The 19,217-nt window shown below is 42.8% G+C and carries 17 protein-coding genes; 10 read left to right on the top strand and 7 right to left on the bottom strand.

Features of this window, described 5'->3' with window-relative positions:
• Positions 1–168: 168 nt before the first annotated feature.
• On the bottom strand, positions 169–1,647 hold the full coding sequence (locus AC3CKG_RS17075) for a peptide MFS transporter (RefSeq protein WP_029223660.1): 1,479 nt from the start codon (positions 1,645–1,647) through the stop codon (positions 169–171).
• A gap of 415 nt (positions 1,648–2,062) precedes the next feature.
• Complete coding sequence (locus AC3CKG_RS17070) at positions 2,063–3,433, bottom strand: L-serine ammonia-lyase (protein ID WP_102326869.1); 1,371 nt, start codon at positions 3,431–3,433, stop codon at positions 2,063–2,065.
• A gap of 353 nt (positions 3,434–3,786) precedes the next feature.
• On the opposite strand from AC3CKG_RS17070, the gene AC3CKG_RS17065 reads away from it, so the two are divergent.
• The gene (locus tag AC3CKG_RS17065; protein WP_102326870.1) at positions 3,787–4,653 is read left to right on the top strand and encodes a YdcF family protein; all 867 of its coding nucleotides are present in this window, start codon (positions 3,787–3,789) and stop codon (positions 4,651–4,653) included.
• Positions 4,654–4,657: 4 nt separating this feature from the next.
• On the opposite strand, the gene AC3CKG_RS17060 is transcribed toward AC3CKG_RS17065, so the two are convergent.
• Both AC3CKG_RS17060 and AC3CKG_RS17055 read right to left on the bottom strand, forming a co-directional pair.
• On the bottom strand, positions 4,658–5,335 hold the full coding sequence (locus AC3CKG_RS17060; RefSeq protein ID WP_020477297.1) for a hypothetical protein: 678 nt from the start codon (positions 5,333–5,335) through the stop codon (positions 4,658–4,660).
• 212 nt (positions 5,336–5,547) lie between these two features.
• A complete protein-coding gene (locus tag AC3CKG_RS17055) occupies positions 5,548–5,802 on the bottom strand; it encodes a putative hemolysin (RefSeq protein WP_017105223.1) in 255 nt (84 codons plus the stop codon).
• Positions 5,803–6,174: 372 nt separating this feature from the next.
• On the opposite strand from AC3CKG_RS17055, the gene AC3CKG_RS17050 reads away from it, so the two are divergent.
• The 7 genes from AC3CKG_RS17050 to AC3CKG_RS17020 all read left to right on the top strand — a co-directional run bounded on the left by AC3CKG_RS17050 (position 6,175) and on the right by AC3CKG_RS17020 (position 14,673).
• Positions 6,175–6,693, top strand: a complete 519-nt coding sequence (locus AC3CKG_RS17050) for an NUDIX hydrolase (protein WP_102338727.1) — start codon at positions 6,175–6,177, stop codon at positions 6,691–6,693.
• A gap of 552 nt (positions 6,694–7,245) precedes the next feature.
• The gene (locus tag AC3CKG_RS17045) at positions 7,246–9,354 is read left to right on the top strand and encodes an LruC domain-containing protein (protein WP_488529619.1); all 2,109 of its coding nucleotides are present in this window, start codon (positions 7,246–7,248) and stop codon (positions 9,352–9,354) included.
• Positions 9,355–9,367: 13 nt separating this feature from the next.
• On the top strand, positions 9,368–9,868 hold the full coding sequence (locus tag AC3CKG_RS17040; protein ID WP_102338725.1) for a hypothetical protein: 501 nt from the start codon (positions 9,368–9,370) through the stop codon (positions 9,866–9,868).
• 211 nt (positions 9,869–10,079) lie between these two features.
• Complete coding sequence (locus AC3CKG_RS17035; protein ID WP_488529618.1) at positions 10,080–11,843, top strand: ABC transporter ATP-binding protein; 1,764 nt, start codon at positions 10,080–10,082, stop codon at positions 11,841–11,843.
• On the top strand, positions 11,837–13,621 hold the full coding sequence (locus AC3CKG_RS17030; RefSeq protein WP_488529617.1) for an ABC transporter ATP-binding protein: 1,785 nt from the start codon (positions 11,837–11,839) through the stop codon (positions 13,619–13,621). Before AC3CKG_RS17035 ends, AC3CKG_RS17030 begins: the two co-directional genes overlap by 7 nt.
• Before the next feature lie 234 nt (positions 13,622–13,855).
• Entirely contained in the window at positions 13,856–14,122 is a 267-nt protein-coding gene (locus AC3CKG_RS17025; RefSeq protein ID WP_017111811.1) for a hypothetical protein, read from the top strand.
• A gap of 116 nt (positions 14,123–14,238) precedes the next feature.
• A complete protein-coding gene (locus AC3CKG_RS17020; RefSeq protein ID WP_488529616.1) occupies positions 14,239–14,673 on the top strand; it encodes a hypothetical protein in 435 nt (144 codons plus the stop codon).
• Positions 14,674–14,753: 80 nt separating this feature from the next.
• Here AC3CKG_RS17020 and AC3CKG_RS17015 read toward each other — a convergent pair whose 3' ends face one another.
• Positions 14,754–15,269, bottom strand: a complete 516-nt coding sequence (locus AC3CKG_RS17015) for a cytochrome b (protein ID WP_488529615.1) — start codon at positions 15,267–15,269, stop codon at positions 14,754–14,756.
• Positions 15,270–15,545: 276 nt separating this feature from the next.
• On the opposite strand from AC3CKG_RS17015, the gene AC3CKG_RS17010 reads away from it, so the two are divergent.
• Together AC3CKG_RS17010 and AC3CKG_RS17005 are read left to right on the top strand one after the other, a co-directional pair.
• Complete coding sequence (locus tag AC3CKG_RS17010; RefSeq protein ID WP_017111814.1) at positions 15,546–16,385, top strand: tetratricopeptide repeat protein; 840 nt, start codon at positions 15,546–15,548, stop codon at positions 16,383–16,385.
• 147 nt (positions 16,386–16,532) lie between these two features.
• On the top strand, positions 16,533–17,789 hold the full coding sequence (locus tag AC3CKG_RS17005; protein ID WP_488529614.1) for a peptidoglycan DD-metalloendopeptidase family protein: 1,257 nt from the start codon (positions 16,533–16,535) through the stop codon (positions 17,787–17,789).
• A 100-nt stretch (positions 17,790–17,889) separates the two neighbouring features.
• Here the strand turns inward: AC3CKG_RS17005 and AC3CKG_RS17000 are convergent, their stop codons facing one another.
• Both AC3CKG_RS17000 and AC3CKG_RS16995 read right to left on the bottom strand, forming a co-directional pair.
• Positions 17,890–18,210 carry a heavy metal-binding domain-containing protein gene (locus AC3CKG_RS17000; protein WP_004730185.1) on the bottom strand — a complete coding sequence of 107 codons (321 nt, stop codon included), beginning with the start codon at positions 18,208–18,210 and terminating at the stop codon, positions 17,890–17,892.
• A gap of 72 nt (positions 18,211–18,282) precedes the next feature.
• Positions 18,283–19,197 carry a LysR substrate-binding domain-containing protein gene (locus AC3CKG_RS16995; protein WP_076667939.1) on the bottom strand — a complete coding sequence of 305 codons (915 nt, stop codon included), beginning with the start codon at positions 19,195–19,197 and terminating at the stop codon, positions 18,283–18,285.
• Between the last annotated feature and the right edge of the window lie 20 nt (positions 19,198–19,217).

Raw genomic sequence — 19,217 nt, 5'->3', positions numbered from 1 at the left:
CATAATCGTGAACAAGAAAACACTCAATACTAATAATTATCATTTACTTTTATTTACACAAGCGCAACGTAACTTGAACTCGATATCAATAGAAATAAAAATATCGACAAAAAAGCCCTTTAGAAAACTAAAGGGCTGATGTATTCGAACTGTTTAACGTGAGCAGAATTAGCTGTTTGCTTGCTCTAGTTCAATCGTTTCTTCAGCGGCTTTCGCTGCTTCTAGCATCTTACGAATAATGAACGATGCAGCCATTGCGATACCCACCATTACTACCGCTAGAACAGTCAGCATTTGGAAGTAATCGCCGTAAACCGTTTGTACGATCTCTTGCGTAATTTGTTGACCTTTCTCTAGTGCAATAGACGTTGAGAATACCGCGCCAACAATACCTGACAGTGCGATTGCAACAGAGAACAGGCTTACAGAGAAGTTCTCGATGTGCTTAGGCGCGACAGACAGGATGAAGGCTACAACCATTGAACCAACAATCACTTCACCAAACGCTAGGAAGAAGTGAATCGCTAGGAACACTTCAGGGCGAATCAGAACATCATCACCAACTGTGGTTACGGCCATTGTAAGGATACCGAAAGCGATAGCCGTTAGAATGAATGAGAAACCTACTTTCGTTGCAGTTGAGAAGTTAATGTTTTTCTTTTCTAGGTTAGAGAAGATACCTGCGATGATCGGGCCAGCAACCATACACCACAGTGGGTTCATTGCCATTGAAGCTTCAGGTGCTACGGGGATAAAGCCGAATAGGTCGCCACGCATTGTGTTGATCGCTACCATTGTCATCGACGTCATCATTTGACCGTAGTACACGAAGAAACAGGTGGTCAGGAATGTGATGATTAGGATAGTGCCCATTTTCAGCATGTCTGATTTTTTCGACTTCAGCATCAAAGAAACAAAGTAGACGATCGCTGCACCACCAATTGCGTATACGATGTTTTGGCCAATATCCATGTTAGAGAACATGAAGAATACCAAGCCAATCATTGCTGCAGAAAGACCAAGGAAGGCTGCCCAGTTCTTAGTGCTTACTGGTTGTTGATCGATTTCAGCACTGGCTTCAACAAGGCCTTTGCGAACAAAGATCATCATTAACAGCGCTGCGCCCGCTAGAACAGCTGAAAGAAGGAAACCACCGTGGAAACCAACAACAAGCACTAGCATTGGGAACAAGTATTGGCCTAGTAACGCACCAATGTTGTTTACTGAGTAGTTAATCGGGTAGCAGTTTTCAAAATCTTCTTGAGTTTTGAACGTGCGTTTGTAAAGACTAGGGTAAGAAGGGGACATCAAACCACGTGCATAACTTGCTAAAGCGATACCACATAATGCCATCGGTACATTGGTAGCAGCTGCACCGAGTACCAGTAAAACATAACCACTTGCGAAGCCTAAAAAGGCAATAGTCAAAGATCGGTATGCGCCTAAAAATTTATCGGCGATGAAGCCACCTGCGATAGCAAACAGCGGTCCGATTGCAGAGAAAGCACCAACAACCATCATGGTATCGGCTTCATTGTAGTTCAGATCTTCAAGGAAGAAACGAGTCAAGATCACCATGACGCCATAGAACGAAAGTCCGAACATCATTTGGCAGAACATCATTGATTTGTTTAATCTATTCCACATTATTTTATTCTCACATTTGTGTTGATATGTAGTGTAATTACCCAATTATAATATCATTAATAGCAATACATAAACTGAAACATCTGTCCCAAACAGAACTTTACTCGATATACCTTTTCTTATGAGTACATTGATATTTCTCATGAATGAAATCTGCAATATTAGATTTTGCTAGTGGATGCATGGCTGTGTGAAATTCAACCATTTTTATTTGTGGCTAAGTAATGAACAAATAAAGGGAAAGTTATCGACGCTCATCTTGTAAAGTTTTTCAAGTGAATACCATTTTCAATTGGCCGTTGGGTTTTAGCCAATAAAAAAGCCAGTTTGGCGGCTGGCTTTGTTTTGATGTTGAAAACTAAGTTTGCAAGAATGCCATCTCTACAGGGGCTTTCTGAACTCGTGTTCTTGTCTGTTATTCACAAGGTGGCGCCATGTGGATCACGGCCAAGCCACCTAAAGATGTTTCACGGTACTTCTTGTTCATGTCTTTACCCGTTTGGTACATGGTTTCGATAACCTTGTCTAACGAGATAAGGCACTTGCTGGTGCGTTTCAGCGCCATACGTGATGCATTGATTGCTTTCATCGCGCCCATTGCATTACGTTCAATACACGGTACTTGAACAAGCCCGCCGATTGGGTCACATGTCATGCCAAGTGAGTGCTCCATTGCGATCTCAGCTGCAATACAGATTTGCTCGTTGCTGCCACCGCGTAGGGCGGTTAGGCCAGCTGCTGCCATTGAAGAAGATACGCCAACTTCGCCCTGACAACCCACTTCTGCACCAGAAATTGAAGCGTTGGTTTTGTATAAAATGCCAATAGCGCCAGATACTGCTAAAAAGTCTTTTAACTGCTTGGTGTCTAGCTCTTTGATGAAGCGATGGTAGTACATCAATACTGCAGGAATAACGCCAGCAGCACCGTTAGTTGGTGATGTCACAACCTGACCACCCGCTGCGTTTTCTTCACTCACGGCGAAGGCAAACAGGTTAATCCAATCCATGATCTCCATTGGATCATTTTCAATCGAAGCATTCGCTTCCAGCTTTTTCAAAAGAGCTGGCGCTCGACGAGTGACTTCTAGTCCGCCATCAAGAATACCTTCAGTATCAAAACCACGCTGCATACACAGAGACATTACCTTCCAAATTTGGTCAGCTTTTTGGTCAATTACATCCATGTCTTGGAAAGACACTTCATTACGCAGAATTAAGCCACCAAGGCTAAGCCCTTGTTGTTCAGACAATTCAAGCAATTGGTCGGCAGAAGTAAAAGGGAATTCAACTTGTGTTTCTGCTTCCTGCTTGCCATTTTGCAGTTCATCAGCGGTTGCAATGAAACCACCACCGATAGAGTAGTATGTTTCCATGTCCAACAGTTCACCATTCGCGTTAAAGGCTGAGATAGTCATGCCATTTTCGTGAAGTGGTAGGTTGGTTTTATGAAACAGTAAGTCGCTGTCTACGTCGAAGTGAATTTCATGGTTACCGCTCACTAATAGCGACTTGTCTTCAATCGCTTTACGCATTGCTAAATTTGCACTGGTGATTTTGATGGTGTCAGGGCGGTTACCAAGAAGACCTAATAGGGTTGCACGATCGGTGTGATGACCGATACCTGTTAGTGACAATGAGCCGTATAGGTCTATTTGAATGCGGGTAACTTTATCAAGTACCGATTCAATTCTTTGGGTAAAATTAAACCCAGCGATCATTGGTCCATTTGTATGGGAGCTGGAAGGCCCAACCCCGATTTTGTAAATGTCAAAAATAGACAGCATAGTAACTTCCTGTGAAGACGGTTCGATGAACGAACTCTGTATAAAATTTATATTTTGTGCGTTTCACTTTTTAGTGAAAACAGACCTTGGTTGAAACAGTTTTGATTGAGCTTGCTCTTTGTTTTAAACGTCTCTTTTATTGAGGCTTGTGTTAGCAAACGTAGAGCAATGAAATGCATGAGCGTGTTATTTTTGCTTAAAAGCGGCACGTCTATTCTTGCATTACCTATGTGTCGCTATGAATAGTGAGCATTATTGCGAGCAACATATAAGAATTTCAAAATACTTTTGTTAACAACTATTGTATACATAATTCACTTCATCTAATCACTAAAACGAGACTTGAACATAAAATGAGCATTAATCACCTCCTTATTGTGCTGGGTAAGCGACTTAATGAGAATAAATTGACTGATGAGGGAATCAGTCGTGTTGATGCTTTAGTTGAGTATTTAATGGTGGGAGCGAACCAGCAAACTGCGGTCGCATTTTGTGGTGGGGTTACGCAAGGGCAAAACACCTCCGAAGCTGATGCAATGCACCAATATTTTCGTAAGCTTGAAAGTCAGCGTGAAGCTCCGTTTATGTTAGGTGCTATCTTACTTGAGCAGCTTTCGACAAACACGGTCGAGAACATCCAGAATTTGGCTTCAGAAATGATTGCAAGTGGGCTGTTTACTCGTGGGCAGAGTGTCAAAGTAACTTTCGTTTCGAATGACTACCATTTACAACGTATTTTCGAGATTCAATCGCTGATGGATGAGCAAGGTCTGCTTAAAGTGCTTGTTGACAGGTGTTCCACGCTTGGTGTGGATTTGCAAATAGATCGTAAGTTAGAGGCTCATGTGGCGGTGCAATATCCTCATCAAGGCCCTCAAGGGCAATTGTTTTTGCTCATGGATGTACTGACCACTTATCGAGTTTATCTCGAAGGTGTCGTGGCAGGGTCTTTTGAGCGAGATCTAGAATCCGTAAGGCAAGAACCAGAAAGGTTATCTATTGAAGCGTTAGTGAAAGCGAGAGGTTGGATAGAATCATCTCCCCGTTTTGATATTGTGGATACACTCATTCCGGTATTGGAGCGTTGTATTCTTCAAACTCCAGTTGGTTCAGATATAGAAAAAGCCAGGGAGTATCTAGCTTTACTAGACACAAACCTGACTTTCTTAAATCGATATTTAGACCCAGAGCAAGATAAGACTCAGCGCTGGTGGCGATAAACGGTTATTTCTTTTTCGTGATGCCATGAACTGTCTTTAGACTAGCGAAAGCAATTAAACAATAAGCTAAAAGCTCTGTGCCTTCTTCAGCGATGTTTTTAACCACGCGAACATAATCATCGCCCATAACATTGTGCCAAAAGCTGCCCATACCGAACAGGCGAGAGAACACCAACAATAGCATCACGCCAGTAACCAGAAGGTTCATATGTGGAGAGGCAAGAATAAGCGCAAGCTGATCAATGGTTCGTTTACCATTCTTGATTGCGTAAAAAATGGCACTGCCTGCAATCAATAGAGCAGGGACAACCCATGCTCCGTGCTCTATTTTGTCGAACCAAAAATCCATTTCACGAATAAACATCACCGCGAAGAATGCGCTGATGAGCAGAGCCGCATGTTTAACTTCACGCTTCTCTCTTGCTAGGTAAGCAAAAGACCCAGACGCTACGACAAGCAGAATCTGTTGAAGCATCTCAGTTACTGAGATCTCACCAACATTGCCATTTAGCAATACAAAATCAATTCGAAGTGCAAGGTTTGCGACGATGCTGATCGCCAATACGACTAACGCTGTCTGGCATCGTTTATAGATCACTTGAGAAGTTGATTGCGACAGCGTGAACTCTGGGAGCTCAAGTGACATATGAGTTTGTTCTTTGGTTTTAGATTGGCTTTTCATATCAATACGGCTTGTAATATTTTGTAACAGGCTGGCATTCTATCGTTTCGAGTGTCTCCACAATGTCATGGAAATGTCAGTAATAAAACACTGTTCAATTGGTGTGTGTATACGGTAAACCGCTGCCTTGAGGCAGGCAGTTTACGTAACGTACTAGAATTTTTGGGGCGGGGTCTTACAGCGGTGAGGCTAGAAACTCGCAGTCGAAGTGATTACTTTTCAGCTTCTTGCTCGTGGTTATTGCGGTAGTACTCCCACTGTTCAATGCGCTCACCGTCATCGAATACACAGTAAGTGGTACGTTGATTGTTTTCAGTCACCGTATCTAATTCACCATCTTGCTGAACACAATAAACCGCAGCTGGGTTAGCGACTGAAACACGTTGGCCTTCGCTATATTCTGCATAGTCGTTTGCACAACCGCCTAATACAACGGCAAATACAGCCATCAAACCAATTTTTTTCATGTTTATCTCCTACGTGATAACTCTATAATCGAATGCGTTAAGTTCTACAGAACCAAATGAGAAGCTCTATGAAATTAGTATATTTTAGATTTCAGAAAAGGTTGTCCTAATTTGGTCAAGATATTGAAATAGGTTGATATTTCTTCATGTTTAGCTGCTTTTTGGGTGTTAGATCAAGCTAAGAGAGGCCATGGTATTACGAGGTTAGTACACGGACAGCTGAGGATTTTGAAGCGGAACTGACTCTTTCAAGGCAATGCATAAACTGGGTTAAAGAGCGTGGTGTTTGATGTTGTGTCACTTGTTCTTAGCCTCGAATCTATTCTCTATTATGATATGATGCCGCCCAAATTCAGTTGAGCAGTCAGAATCATGAGACATCTAAAAACCACAATTCACCCTGATATCGATCACCTAGACAATAAAACCGTATACAAGCGTAACGCTGCCCGTGCAATTGTCTTAGATGGTGAAAACATTCTGATGCTGTACACCGAGCGCTATCACGATTACACCATTCCTGGTGGTGGTTTGGATGAAGGTGAAGATGTGATTGCTGGTATGGTTCGTGAACTCGAAGAAGAAACCGGTGCAAAAAACATTCATAGCATCAAGCCGTTCGGCATTTTTGAAGAGTTTCGTCCTTGGTATAAAGACGACGCAGATATGATGCACATGATCTCTTACTGCTACTCATGCAAGATCGATCGTGAGCTTGGTGAAACGGCTTACGAAGATTATGAAGTGAAAAATGGGATGAAACCGGTTTGGATTAACATTCATGACGCAATTGCTCATAACGAGAAGACCATGGCTGAGAGCCCTAAAAAGGGCATGAGCATTGAGCGTGAAACCTTCTTACTGCATTTGATTGCCAAAGAGATGCTTTAGACGCAGATACTTTCGATTTTTTAAGCATCTCTACCTCAAACTTATCTAGTTAATCTAGTTGATATCTAACCGCCTAAAAGCTGTGTGCTTTTAGGCGGTTTTTTTATGTGCTTAATTTATTCTTAGGTGCCCATCAGCTCTCTATACATCTAATTGAATGTTGCTGTTTCGAACCCAGTTTAGTTCGTGTTTCGTGCGATTTATGTTGGCATAAAGAATAGATCAAACCATTGGCTTTTAAATTGACTAAACATTTGAGCAAATTGATTCCTATTTTGAACATATGACTCATCAGCCTCTGTTTTAAAAGTTAGAAAAACAAATTAACCTTTATTTTCATGTTCTTATCCTTATCTTTCACTTGCTCGAAAACTTGGCTTCCCTTTTGCTTTATTGAATATGCAGCTTGTTTACTCGGCATCAACACTAATAGACCAGCACTTGATTCGTTCCACCATTTAATTGTTTGAATCACGTTTATTTAATCTGCCGTTTTGAGTTCAAGTACTTTTCAAGGAATTCGCCTTAGCGAAGATAAAGTAGAGGTTTATTATGAAATACAGACAGGTTATTTCCCTTATCACAGCGGCAGTCAGTGCCCCTCTCTATGCAACGTCCGTTGATCTAGACTTTTCTAACCATATTGAATCAACAAATTTGAGTACTTGGGCGGGCCCTTCTTACGATGGCACGGTCATTCATTTTTTGAATGTGGGCACACACAATGGAAAAACGATAGATGCGAAAGTGACCAGTGAAGTTTTTGGTGATGCTACGTTTTTATTCCACACTCCCGATTATAAAGAAGGCCCGGATCAGCCAGACGGAGACATTGGTTTCCTTTATCAAACGAATTCTGCTGGCGCAGCGGGTCTTATCTATACGTTCGAATTTTATGATGGAACCGACGGGTTATCTGGCACGTTTTCAGAACCTTATACCGTTCCAGAGTTCGATATGATTGGTTATGACATTGATGGCGAACCCGTTCAATCAGAGCAAGTTCGTGTGTTTAAAAGTGAAGGTTTTTACAGCTATCAAACAGGTTCTGCAGGCGCGAGCTTAACCGCTGAGGAAAGCGAAGATGGAGATTCGGTTTTGTTCAGTGGGCCGGGTACAAATTACTCCGAAACCGATACTTCAGGGGCGGTTAAATTTACGTTCAAAAACACCTCGATTGTCACCCTACAATTTGAAACGGTGACGACAAGCGGTAGTAGTTTCCCAAATCCCATCTTTTCCGCTTTCGATGGCAACTGGGATCTCTCCGGATTCACCACTCCAATTGAAAGCTCCGATGAATCTGATTTCGGAGACGCTCCTGATAGTTACGGCACATTGCAGGCAAGTAATGGTGCTGAGCACGCGGTCTCTTCAATACTATATCTAGGCGCGAGTATTGATGCAGATACCGATGGACAACCCGGTACGTCATCAAATGGCGATGATTTGGATATTGGCGGGAATGATGACGACGGTATTACTTTGTTATCTAACCTAGAGATAGGGCTGGATAGCCTAATCAACGTAAATGTTGTGGGAAGTGGTTATCTTCAAGCGTGGGCTGATTGGGACATGGATGGGGCATTCGCTGACGACGAGCAAATACTAACAAATCATGCAGTAGTGGATGGTAGTCAAGTTGTTCCGATTCGTGTTGGTGATGATGCAGTTGTTGGTGTCGTTCAAACTCGCTTCCGCCTAGCAAGTAGCCCGAACATTCCAAGTGATGGTTATGTAGGCGATGGCGAAGTAGAGGATTATGTTTTCAATGTAACTGACCCAGGAACCACTATCCAACATTCAAATTACTACACAGCGGCGTTCGAAGATAATTGGCCAGAAGTTGGCGACTTTGATCTAAATGATGTTGTGGTCTATTACCGCACGACCATTCTAAGTAAAGACGATGTGGTTCTTCGAATGGACATTACAGGAACGATAATGGCCTATGGTGCCTCTTACGGCAACGGTTTAGGTTGGAAGCTTAATGGCTTTGACGAGTCAGATATTGATCTTCAAACCGCTCGAGTGCAAAGAAACGGTGTAACTCGCGCTGATATCTCTCCGTTTACTGGGGAAGACAAAGAAGTTGCATCGCCAGGAGGAGACCTAGTCGTCGTTGCTTCTTTAAATCTAAAAAATGATCTACCTATCAATGCTGAGTGTATGTTCCACCGCACCAACCCTTCTTGTAGTCCGTCGTTGGAGTCTGAACAAATGACGTTCAGCATTTCTCTACCATTTGCTTCTGGAAGTGAGCCAACAGTGAGTTCACTGGTGCCGTTAAGTGGCTTTGACCCGTTCATCTTTGGGCCGGGTGAAGGTCAGTATCATGGTGATAGCTTCACTAGCTCTCCGGGTAAAGACTTAGAGATTCATACTGCCGATTTCCCACCGACAACTCGCGGTACGTTAGTTAGTGATTTCTACGGAATTGCGCAGGATGACTCTGACCCGTCGAGCAATAAATATTATCGAACTACGCAAAATATGCCTTGGGGAATATTAATTTCATCTCCTTGGAACCACCCGGCAGAGTACATTGATATCAGTGAGGCGTATCCTGATTTTGCCGAATGGGCGACCTCAGGAGGTTCAGCGAAACCAACCTGGTACCAAAACCCGACTTCAGACAAAACTTGGTCAACAGAAGACTAATCAAGGAGGATTTATGAAAACAATCAAACTAATACTGAGTAGCGTGTCTCTTGTCTTCCTTTCAGCTTGTGGTGGCGGGGGAGGTGGTGGTAGCAGTAGCGCTTCAGCTCCAAGCTCTGTGACTCCACCAAGTAGTGCACCTGCTGGAGGCAGCAGCGCGGTTACCTCTAGCGTTGCTCCTGCACAACAATCTTTGAGTTCGGTAGAGCTCTCTATCCCGGAAGGCTTTGATTTTTCGACTGAAAGGGAAGTTACCGTGAGCGTTGATGTGGCAAGTTCACAGAGTTCCCGAGGCTTTATGAGCATCTACACTGATTTTAATGGAGAGGTTGTCGATTACACCTCTCAAGTGTTGAGAACGCCGATCAATGAGGATATTGATTTTTCAACGACACTGCTTCTTCCAAATCATGTTGATAAGGTTTGGGTAGAAGTATGGTATCCATCAGCAATGGGAAGTGAAGTGAAGCGTTTAGTGGACATCAACAACGGGCAGGTAGACGTCGTCCTTTAAATCTCATCATTTAACAAACCTTAAATATTTGCCGCCATTTTGGCGGCAAATTTTCTTTTTGTAGCTTTGAAAAATAACGGAACGATTAAAATATAAATTTGGTTGATATTGTCAACTATGTCTTTTTGGTGTACCTTTAAACCTGAGAATGTACCAAGCTCCTGATGAATCCATGGTACAGCCGCGAACCCGTCCTCAAAGAAAGAACTCCATGAATAAAAGACAGTTTATTGCCCACTATTTGCGTATGAATCGCACTTCTTATTTGTTGGCGATAGTTTTCATTTTTCTCGTAAATTGGCTTCAAGTTGAAATACCACGCTATATCCAATTGGCGATAGATCTGATTGATGATGCTTCCTCAAGTGGCCATCAGCAGCTTCAAACCTATGTTTGGATTGTGGTTGGCATGTCGGTCGCCATGGTTGTGGTGCGTATATTATCTCGTATCTATGCGCTTAACCCTGGGCGGATTACAGAGGCGGCTCTTAAGACGACACTTCTCCAAAAATTAAACCGTCTACCTAACAGTTTTCACCAGAGGTTTGCTTCAGGCAGACTGATCTCCATCATCAATAATGACCTCAGTGGCATTCGCTTGCTGTTTGGTGTGGGCTTTCTGCAGTTCTTTAATGCCCTGTTGGCACTGTCATTAACACCGCTCTACATGTGGCGCATATCGCCAGAGCTTACGATGTATTCGATTATTCCTATCTCAATCGCTTTTGTGATTTTCCGAGTTGGTTTTAAACGAATGAAGACACTGCATTTAGAACATATGAAGCGTTTACAGAATCTGTCTGCTCAGTTGATGAGTTACCTATCAGGGATTGATCTGATCAAGAGTCAGCAGATGTCGCCTTGGGTGAAGGCCGAAACCGAAAAGCTCAATCAGCGACTGCTTGAATGTCGCCTTAAGATCACTCGTATTCAAGTCTTCTTCATGCCTGTTCTCGATTATGCCAACGACTTAATGAAAATCATCATTCTGGGACTTGGTGGCTTTATGCTAATGCGGCAAGAGCTTACTTTAGGCGAAATAACCGCTTTCCTGACTTATTCTGTTCTACTCGCTATGCCTTTGATGCAACTCGGTAGAATCGCGACCATTTATCAGCGAGGCATAGTGGGAATTCAAAGCGCACAAACTATTCTTAATGCGCAAGTTCCAGAATTGGATGACGCGAAGTTGTCTGAAGTCGACGTTGAATCCCTCAAGGGAAAGGCATTTTCTGTGCGCAACCTGAGCTTTCAATACGAAGGTGAGGAGCGACTCATTCTTGATAACATCAGTTTTGATATTCCAGCAGGTAAGAAAATCGGTGTATTAGGAGGAATTGGCTCGGGTAAAACGACGTTGGTTAACTGCTTGAATCACCATCTAGATGTGCCTAAAGGAACGGTTTTTCTCGGGGAAACAGACGTAACAAGCTTTTCACGCAGTGATCTACGCCGTTATGTCAAAACGGTTACTCAGGATCCTTATTTGTTTTCAGCAACGATTGAAGACAACATTCGTTTTGGCAGTTTGGATACTGAACTCGCAAAGAGTCAGGTTGATGAAGTTCTTGAGTTGAGCCAACTAGCGAATGACGTCACTCGTTTTGAAAACGGCGATCAAACCTTAGTCGGTGAAAAAGGGATCATGTTATCGGGTGGCCAGAAGCAACGCCTAAGTATTGCGCGTGCTTTATTAGAGCCTACAGATTTAATCATCATGGATAACGTTCTGTCAGCAGTCGATTATGAAACGGAAAGAAAGATCTTAGAAGGCCTGTTCAATCGATTGAAAAATCAATCTGTGCTGGTGGTTTCGCATCGTGTTAATGCCCTTGAATATATGGACGACATCATTGTTCTGAACGAAGGGAAAGTGATCGCGAAAGGTGACCATGACACCTTATTAAAAACCTGTGCTTACTATTACGACACTTGGCAATTACAACAGAATGAAACGGAGGCAGCGGCATGTTAAAGGGTGTTGATGTTAAGTATCTAAAGCACTTTTTTAAGTTTGCTAAGAAATACAAACGCTCAGCAATTCTGGGTGTTGCGATGCTTCCGTTGTCGGTGATCACAAGCCTGCTGTTCCCTTGGTTGATTATTCAAGTGATAGACGTGCATTTGAGCAAGGGTGATATGGACGGGTTACTTGAGTATGTCTTTTATTTAGTTCTTGTCTTGATTGCCAGTTATGTGGTCGACACTACCTATTCGTATAATCTGCGAAAAACAGGCCAATACACAATTACCGACATGCGCTCAGTACTGTTTGAGCGTGTGCTTAAACTGCCTCGTAGCTATTTCGATAATACACCGATTGGTGTGACTCTTTCGCGCCTGACCAGCGATCTAGAAACGATAGGCGAGACGTTTATTCAATCTGTCGTTGGATTGGTTAAAGACAGCATCAACACCATTGCTCTGCTTATTATGATGCTCTTCATTGATTGGCAGTTGACTATGATTGTGCTGATTATCATGCCTCCCGTGATGTACTTGACGGTCTATGTGCGTAATCGTCTCCGCGCGATGTATAAGGTTACTCGCTCAACACTGGCGCGTGGTATTGGCTTCCTACAAGAAGTGCTATTTGGCATGAAAACCGTTCAGATGTATCGCGCTGAGGAGCAAGTCGAGCAACGATACCAAGGCTACACGGATGAGTTTTTGCGAGCTCAAAAGAAGATCAATAAGTACGATGCGATTTTGTTCTCGTTTATCTCGGGCATCACTTCAATCACCATCGCGATTATGATCTGGTACGGTTCAGAGCAAGTCATTGAAGGTGCGTTGACATTGGGTGTGCTGATCGCATTCATCAACACACTCGAAAAGGTGTTTGTGCCAATTCGTGACTTTACTTCTCAGATTGCCTCTATTCAAAGCTCGTTTGCGGCCTTTGATCATATTGAAGAGCTTTTTGTCGAGCCGACAGAAGAGGAAGGGCGTAACTTATTGCCATCTGATCAAGTCAAAAGCCAGCTCGAAAAGTTTGTCAGTCTTGAGTTCAAAAATGTGAGTTTCCGCTACAAAGACGACTCTCCATATGTTCTAAAGAATGTCTCTTTTGTACTGGGGAAAGGGCATCAAATCGCACTTGTCGGTTCAACGGGTTCTGGTAAGTCGACGATTCTGCGTCTGATCTCTAAAACTTATCAAGATTATGAAGGCAGCATTTTGTTGAATGGCATTGAGTTGTCACAAATCTCAAGCGAAGACTCTGCTCACTTGTTCTCAATGATGATGCAAGATGTGCACTTATTTGAAGAGACGATTCAGTTCAATATTGCTTTGGGTAAGGAGCATCTTACTAGAGCTGAGGTTGAACAAGCAGCGCGCTATGTGTACGCCGATAAGTTTATTGAGCAATTGCCACAAAGCTATGATTTCCATTTAGAAAAGAATGGCTCAAATTTATCTGTGGGACAAACGCAGCTCATTTCGTTTGCAAGAGCGGTCGCACAAGGTGGGCAGCTGATGATGCTTGATGAGGCAACTAGCTCAGTAGACTCAATCACCGAAGACCTTATCCAAAAAGCGATGCAGCGCCTTTTTAAAGAAAAAACCGTGATTGCGATAGCGCACCGTCTGAGTACCGTCCGTCACTCTGACACTATTTTGGTGCTGGAAAAGGGCGAAATCGTTGAACAAGGCAATCATCAACAATTGGTCGCACACAATGGTATTTATGCCGGTTTGTTGCAAGAATCGATTGTAGAAACGAGCGATTCTCAAGCTACGGTAGCCTAATCATATCAAGTCATACTTACCGTTTTCGATGAGATAAATTGCTGCTGATTATGCTTAATCAGTTTCTATTCTTTTCTGTTATCCCCAGTGGCTTAGGGAAAATAAACATATTTTACGATTATTAATATGTTATGATCTCCTTACTACTAAAGGGGTGTCTTAGGGCATCGGAATGTATGCGAGCAAGACGAACTTGCTTGTGTCAGTCACTTTCTGGCGAATATGGAATCGAAGATGTTGTTGGAAGAAGTTGTAGAAATTATTGAATTAACCGACTCAGACCATTTATCTCAAGCAATGGAACTGTTTAACGAGCATGGTTTTGTTGATGCTGAATCTTTGCCTTTTATGAATGTAGTGTTTGAAACCGCGCCGGATCAGCTTGCGAAGAAGTTGTCGCAAATCGGTTTTAAAGGTTTAGTGCAAGTCGAGAAGAATGAAGACGCATCGGGCTTCACCATTATTGATGCTGAACGTGTTCTGCTAAAAGACTCTGCTTAACTGCAAGACTCTGCTTAGCTAAAAGATTCTTTTTAATTCCAAGAATAAGATTCAGCGTAATGAAAAGACTCTATCCAGTTCAGTAACACCCGTTATGATTATTTGAGGTTAACACAGTGACAACAGCAACAGTTTCATCAACAGAGCAACATATTTCCAATGAACATGCGCTTCTCGGTGCAGCGTTATTAGCGTCTCAAAAAGTTGAGTTGGCTCTGTTTAGTGTGATCTCTAAGTTAGCTAAAGCCTTACCAAAGGAAGCGCAACATCAACTAGGCTTGGACTTGGATACCTTTTTAAGAGAGAAGCCAAGTGAGCAAGCCTCGACTCTGAGCCACTACGAAAATACGTTTGGTGAGCAACTTCCTATGAAGGCTAATGAACTCAACGATTTTATTTATCATCGAAACTTGGTCACTCGTGGCTTTTGGCGTGTGACTGGCGCTGATGTAAAAGGCGGCGAGAAACTAGAGAATCCAGAGCTCTATTTAAAAGAGTTCTTAGCCAAATGTGAATATTGGCAAGTGATGCTAGATACTCAAAAAAACTGAGCAATTAAGTAGATTGAATAAAGCCATAGCTTACACGCTGTGGCTTTTTTGTTTGTGCTCAAAAGTTCGAGTTATTAAACCTAGATCATCATCTTCAACACGTAATTCTTAGAGACGAAGTGATGTTTAAGCGCTGCACTAATATGCAATAAGATTAAACAAGCAAGGGCAATACAACTGGTACGATGTAAATAGAAAAAGAAGCTGTTGATTGCAGGGTCGGTTATTAGGTTGTCGACGGTTGTTAGCCAAAATAATGAATAGGGCTCTTTAAGCATTAAATAACCGGTGCTGAAAACCATGAACATAACGAGATACATGAGTGAGTGGGCGAGTTTGGCAAGACATATTTGACCGGCAGCCACAGAGGAAGGCATGGGTGGTGTGGCTCTAAAATGACTCCATATATATCGAATCGCTAACAAAGGAGTAGCGACAGTAGCCAACGACATGTTGAGCACTGACAGGAAAGAAAATAGCTCGGGCTTACTGGTGACAAAGTGCATCACATAGCCTGCGACGGTTGCATAGATGATCACAGAAGCCATCACCCAGTGCAGCACACGGCTTAGTAAATCGTATCGTGGATTATTCAAATTAACCTCGTTCTGATCGTTATAACAATAATTTTCAAATAGATGCCCAAAACTAGTTATTAGTATATTTGCATCGCGAATTAATTATATCGAACAGTAATACTCCGTATTCTCCTTAATTATAAATTAATGATGTTGCTTCAGGTGTTTTATAATTATCAATGATGTTTTAGAGTGTTAATTCCAATACAGACAGGGCAAACTTGCCGACTTCCTAGCTTGTATGCCTATAACGAGATACAGTTAGTTTAAAGCTAAATATATAAGGAATGTATAATGCTTCGAATCTTATTGATTTCAGTTATCTCAATGTTCACAACCATGAGTTTTGCAAACGAAGAGGTTAAGTACTCAGATCAAGAGTATTTAGATAGACCATTGATGGAACGTTATATCTTGGATGAGTTGAAGCAATTACGTATGGAGCAGCAAGATCTCGAAAGACGTTTAACGATCCAAATGACTGATCGTGAACTCTCTGTTGCGGATAAATCATTGAACTACGCCAACGTGACGGTAACTTATTTCTTCTACATTATTGCGGGCGTTGCTTCACTTATCGCATTGGTCGGGTGGCAATCACTGAAAGAACTCAAGCACACAACCAAAGAAATGGCTGACCAGCGATTAAATTCTATCGCTCAAGAGTACGAAAAGAAATTTAATGTACTTGAAAGGGATCTTAAAAGGAAAACTCGAATCATCTCTGAAAATAATCGAGAGATTGAGATCATCAATGAGATTCATAATTTATGGTTAAGAGCGCAAAACGCACAGACGGCTGAGCAAAAAATTGAGATTTACGATGAGATCTTAAAGGTTCGTCCGGGGGACTTAGAGGCGCTCACTTATAAAGCGGATGCGGCGATGGATATGCAAGAGTACCACTGGGCAATGAGCTTATGTAACCGTGTATTAGAAGTTGATGACCAAAATGCTCACGCTTTGTATCAACGTGCTTGTGCCTACGCAAGGTTAGGTGCAGAAGGTCAGGCGATAGACGACTTAGAGCGATCTATCGAAGCCAGTGGTTCAATGAGAGAACTTCTGGCAGAAGAGCCTGATTTTGAGATGTTGAGAGGTTTAGACCGCTTTGAAGCTCTATGTGAAGAGTAATTATTTAATGACATGGTGAGCTTCGCACGCTCACCATGCTTTTAATCGTTTTTACGGAACGGTTTCTTACATTTCGCTTATTTTATTGAATCAATTGTTATGTTATAACATCTTAAAAATTCATTGTAATAACCGTTAAGTATTTTTATGAAGTTCCTCCGCACTGGCCTGATAGTGACTGCTATCAGCGCATTTTTACTTGCTTTATATCTTTCTCTTTCGCCTGAACCACCAGAAGACATTGCTATCAAAATTACACCTTATCAAGGTGCAGTTTCGGCTGATGAGAAGCCATCGAGTTCAGACGTTGAGTCAAGTTCTTTGGTAAGAGTTCATTATTTTGTCAAAGTTGGGGATACACTCAGCAATGTATTTACCTCTTGGAAACTCCCTTACGGAACGGCTCAAAAGATACTTGAGGCCGATCTAGAATCACTGAAACTGGACACGATCAAACCTGGCGATCATCTAGAGTTGTTGTTGGATAGTGAATCTAAGCAGCTAGTCGAATTGATTTACCATGAGAGCTTGGTTGAGCAGGCTGTCTACACAGAAAATGATGACGGTAGTTTTAGTTATCAGTTCATAGAGACTCCAGGGGAATGGAAAGAAAAACTGTACTCAGGTGCGGTGCAGGGTAGTTTTTCCACGTCAGCTTACAAGGCGGGTTTAACCAGTGCCCAGATAGCCAATATCACTCGAACGCTGAAAGATAAAATTAACTTCTCCAAAGATCTCAGAGCTGGCGACAGCTTTAATGTTTTGGTTAAAGAGCAATACACGGAAGATCACTTAACGGGTAAGACAGAAGTACAAGGGGTCTCCATCAAGTTACGAAACAGGGAAGTGGCGGCTTTTCTTGCTGCGGATGGACGTTTCTATGACCGAGAAGGGAATAGCCTTGAGCAAGCTTTTAACCGATACCCAATAGACAAACAGTTCCGAAGAATCACTTCACCATTTAATCCGTACCGCAAACATCCGGTGACAGGGCGTATATCACCACATAATGGCACTGATTTCGCAACACCTGTGGGTTCACCCGTTTATTCAACTGGAGACGGTAGGGTTGTGGCGCTTCGTGACCACCCTTACGCAGGGAAGTATCTGGTGATAGAGCATAACAGCGTTTACAAAACACGTTATTTACACTTGAGCCGCTTTTTGGTGAAGAAAGGGCAACAGGTTAAGCGTGGTCAGGAAATTGCGTTGTCGGGTGCAACAGGCCGTTTGACAGGGCCTCACTTACATTTTGAAGTGTTGGTACGTGGAAGGGCGGTCGACGCGATGAAGGCAGACCTGCCTTTGGCAAGCTCTATATTACCGAAGGACAAGGGGGCGTTCCTTACTCGAATTGCCTCTTTTGATGAGATCATCTCTGAGCAAGAAGGCAGAACGAGTTAAATTAGCTTCAGCCACGGCTTATCGTTATTCCAACCTGCTGGTGATAAACAAACCGAAGGTTGGAATAAGCATTTATTGAATCACATGATTTCAGATTCGATTAAGCGACGACAACCGCTGTGCCGCTGGCTGATACCATCAACATGCCATTACCTGTACCTAAGACTTCATAATCGATATCGACACCAACCACTGCGTTTGCACCCGCTTCAATCGCTTTCTGCTCTAGCTCTTTGAATGCGTAGTTACGTGCTTTCTCCAGTTCCTTTTCATAGGTGCCAGAACGTCCACCGACGAAGTCGCGAATACCTGAAAACATATCCTTGAATACGTTAACCCCGAGAATGGCTTCTCCGGCAATAACTCCTTTGTAATCGACAATGCGTTTGCCTTCGACAGATTGTGTGGTGGTAATAATCATAGTGGCCTCTGTAAGTTAGATGGTTGGTTACTAGATGAGTTGTTACTCGTTGATTGGTTACTAGGTGACTGATTACTCGCTGAGTTTTGTTTCTGAGCGAGTGAATTCATGCCTCAACCATGTTCTCAGTTTTAGCACACTTTCTTGTTTTAATTTGTTTTTTGGACAAACGAAATAGAAATCTTGATGGGGGTTAGCCACTGGCTCACTAATTTCGACCAACATACCATGGCTGATGTCATCCTTCACAAACAAGCGGTGAGTGACTAATACACCAAGCGAACGAATGGCAGCTTGTACGGCTTGAATCGAGACATCGAACGTCAAGTTACTGTGGAACGTCGGCATGGGTATTTGGTAATGGTCGCACCACACCTGCCAGTCATGCTGTCTTCTTGGGTTGAAGACACCAATGGTTGGGTTTTGTTTCACCAGTTGTTCAACGCTCAATCCCATTTGGTTTTTCAATAGTGCCGGGCTGCACACCAATACCAGATCATCGTCACCAAGCTTTTCGCTGTAATATCGGTCCCACTCGCTCGGTTTGCCGTGTACGAGCGCGATGTCCACACCTTCCTGTTCTATGTCGAAAGTGCCCGTTAACGTGGATATACGAATATCAAGAGAGGGAGCAAAGCTTTGGAATTCCGAAACTCGCGGGATCCACCAGTGCATGGCGAGTGAGTTCACCATGTTGAGGGTGATGCGGTGGTCGTTAGGCGTTTTGGCGAGTTCTTCTGTGGCTTCTATTACTTGTTCCAGTGCGGGTGCGACTTTTCGATAATATCGCTTACCTGCGGCATTGAGAACAACACGACGACCCACACGTTGGAACAGCGGCTTATTGACCAGTTGCTCTAATGATTTTATCGCTTGGCTTACTGCTGAATGACTGACGTACAACACACGAGCGGCTTCGGTCATGCTGCCTGTTTCGGCTACAGCAATGAAAGCATAAACGGATTTAAGTGGAACGAGTTTCTTCATTGGTAAGTTTTCCTTACAGT

The sequence above is a fragment of the Vibrio sp. QJM3NY_15 genome (assembly GCF_057785995.1).
This window is presented reverse-complemented; position numbering and strand designations above follow the sequence as displayed.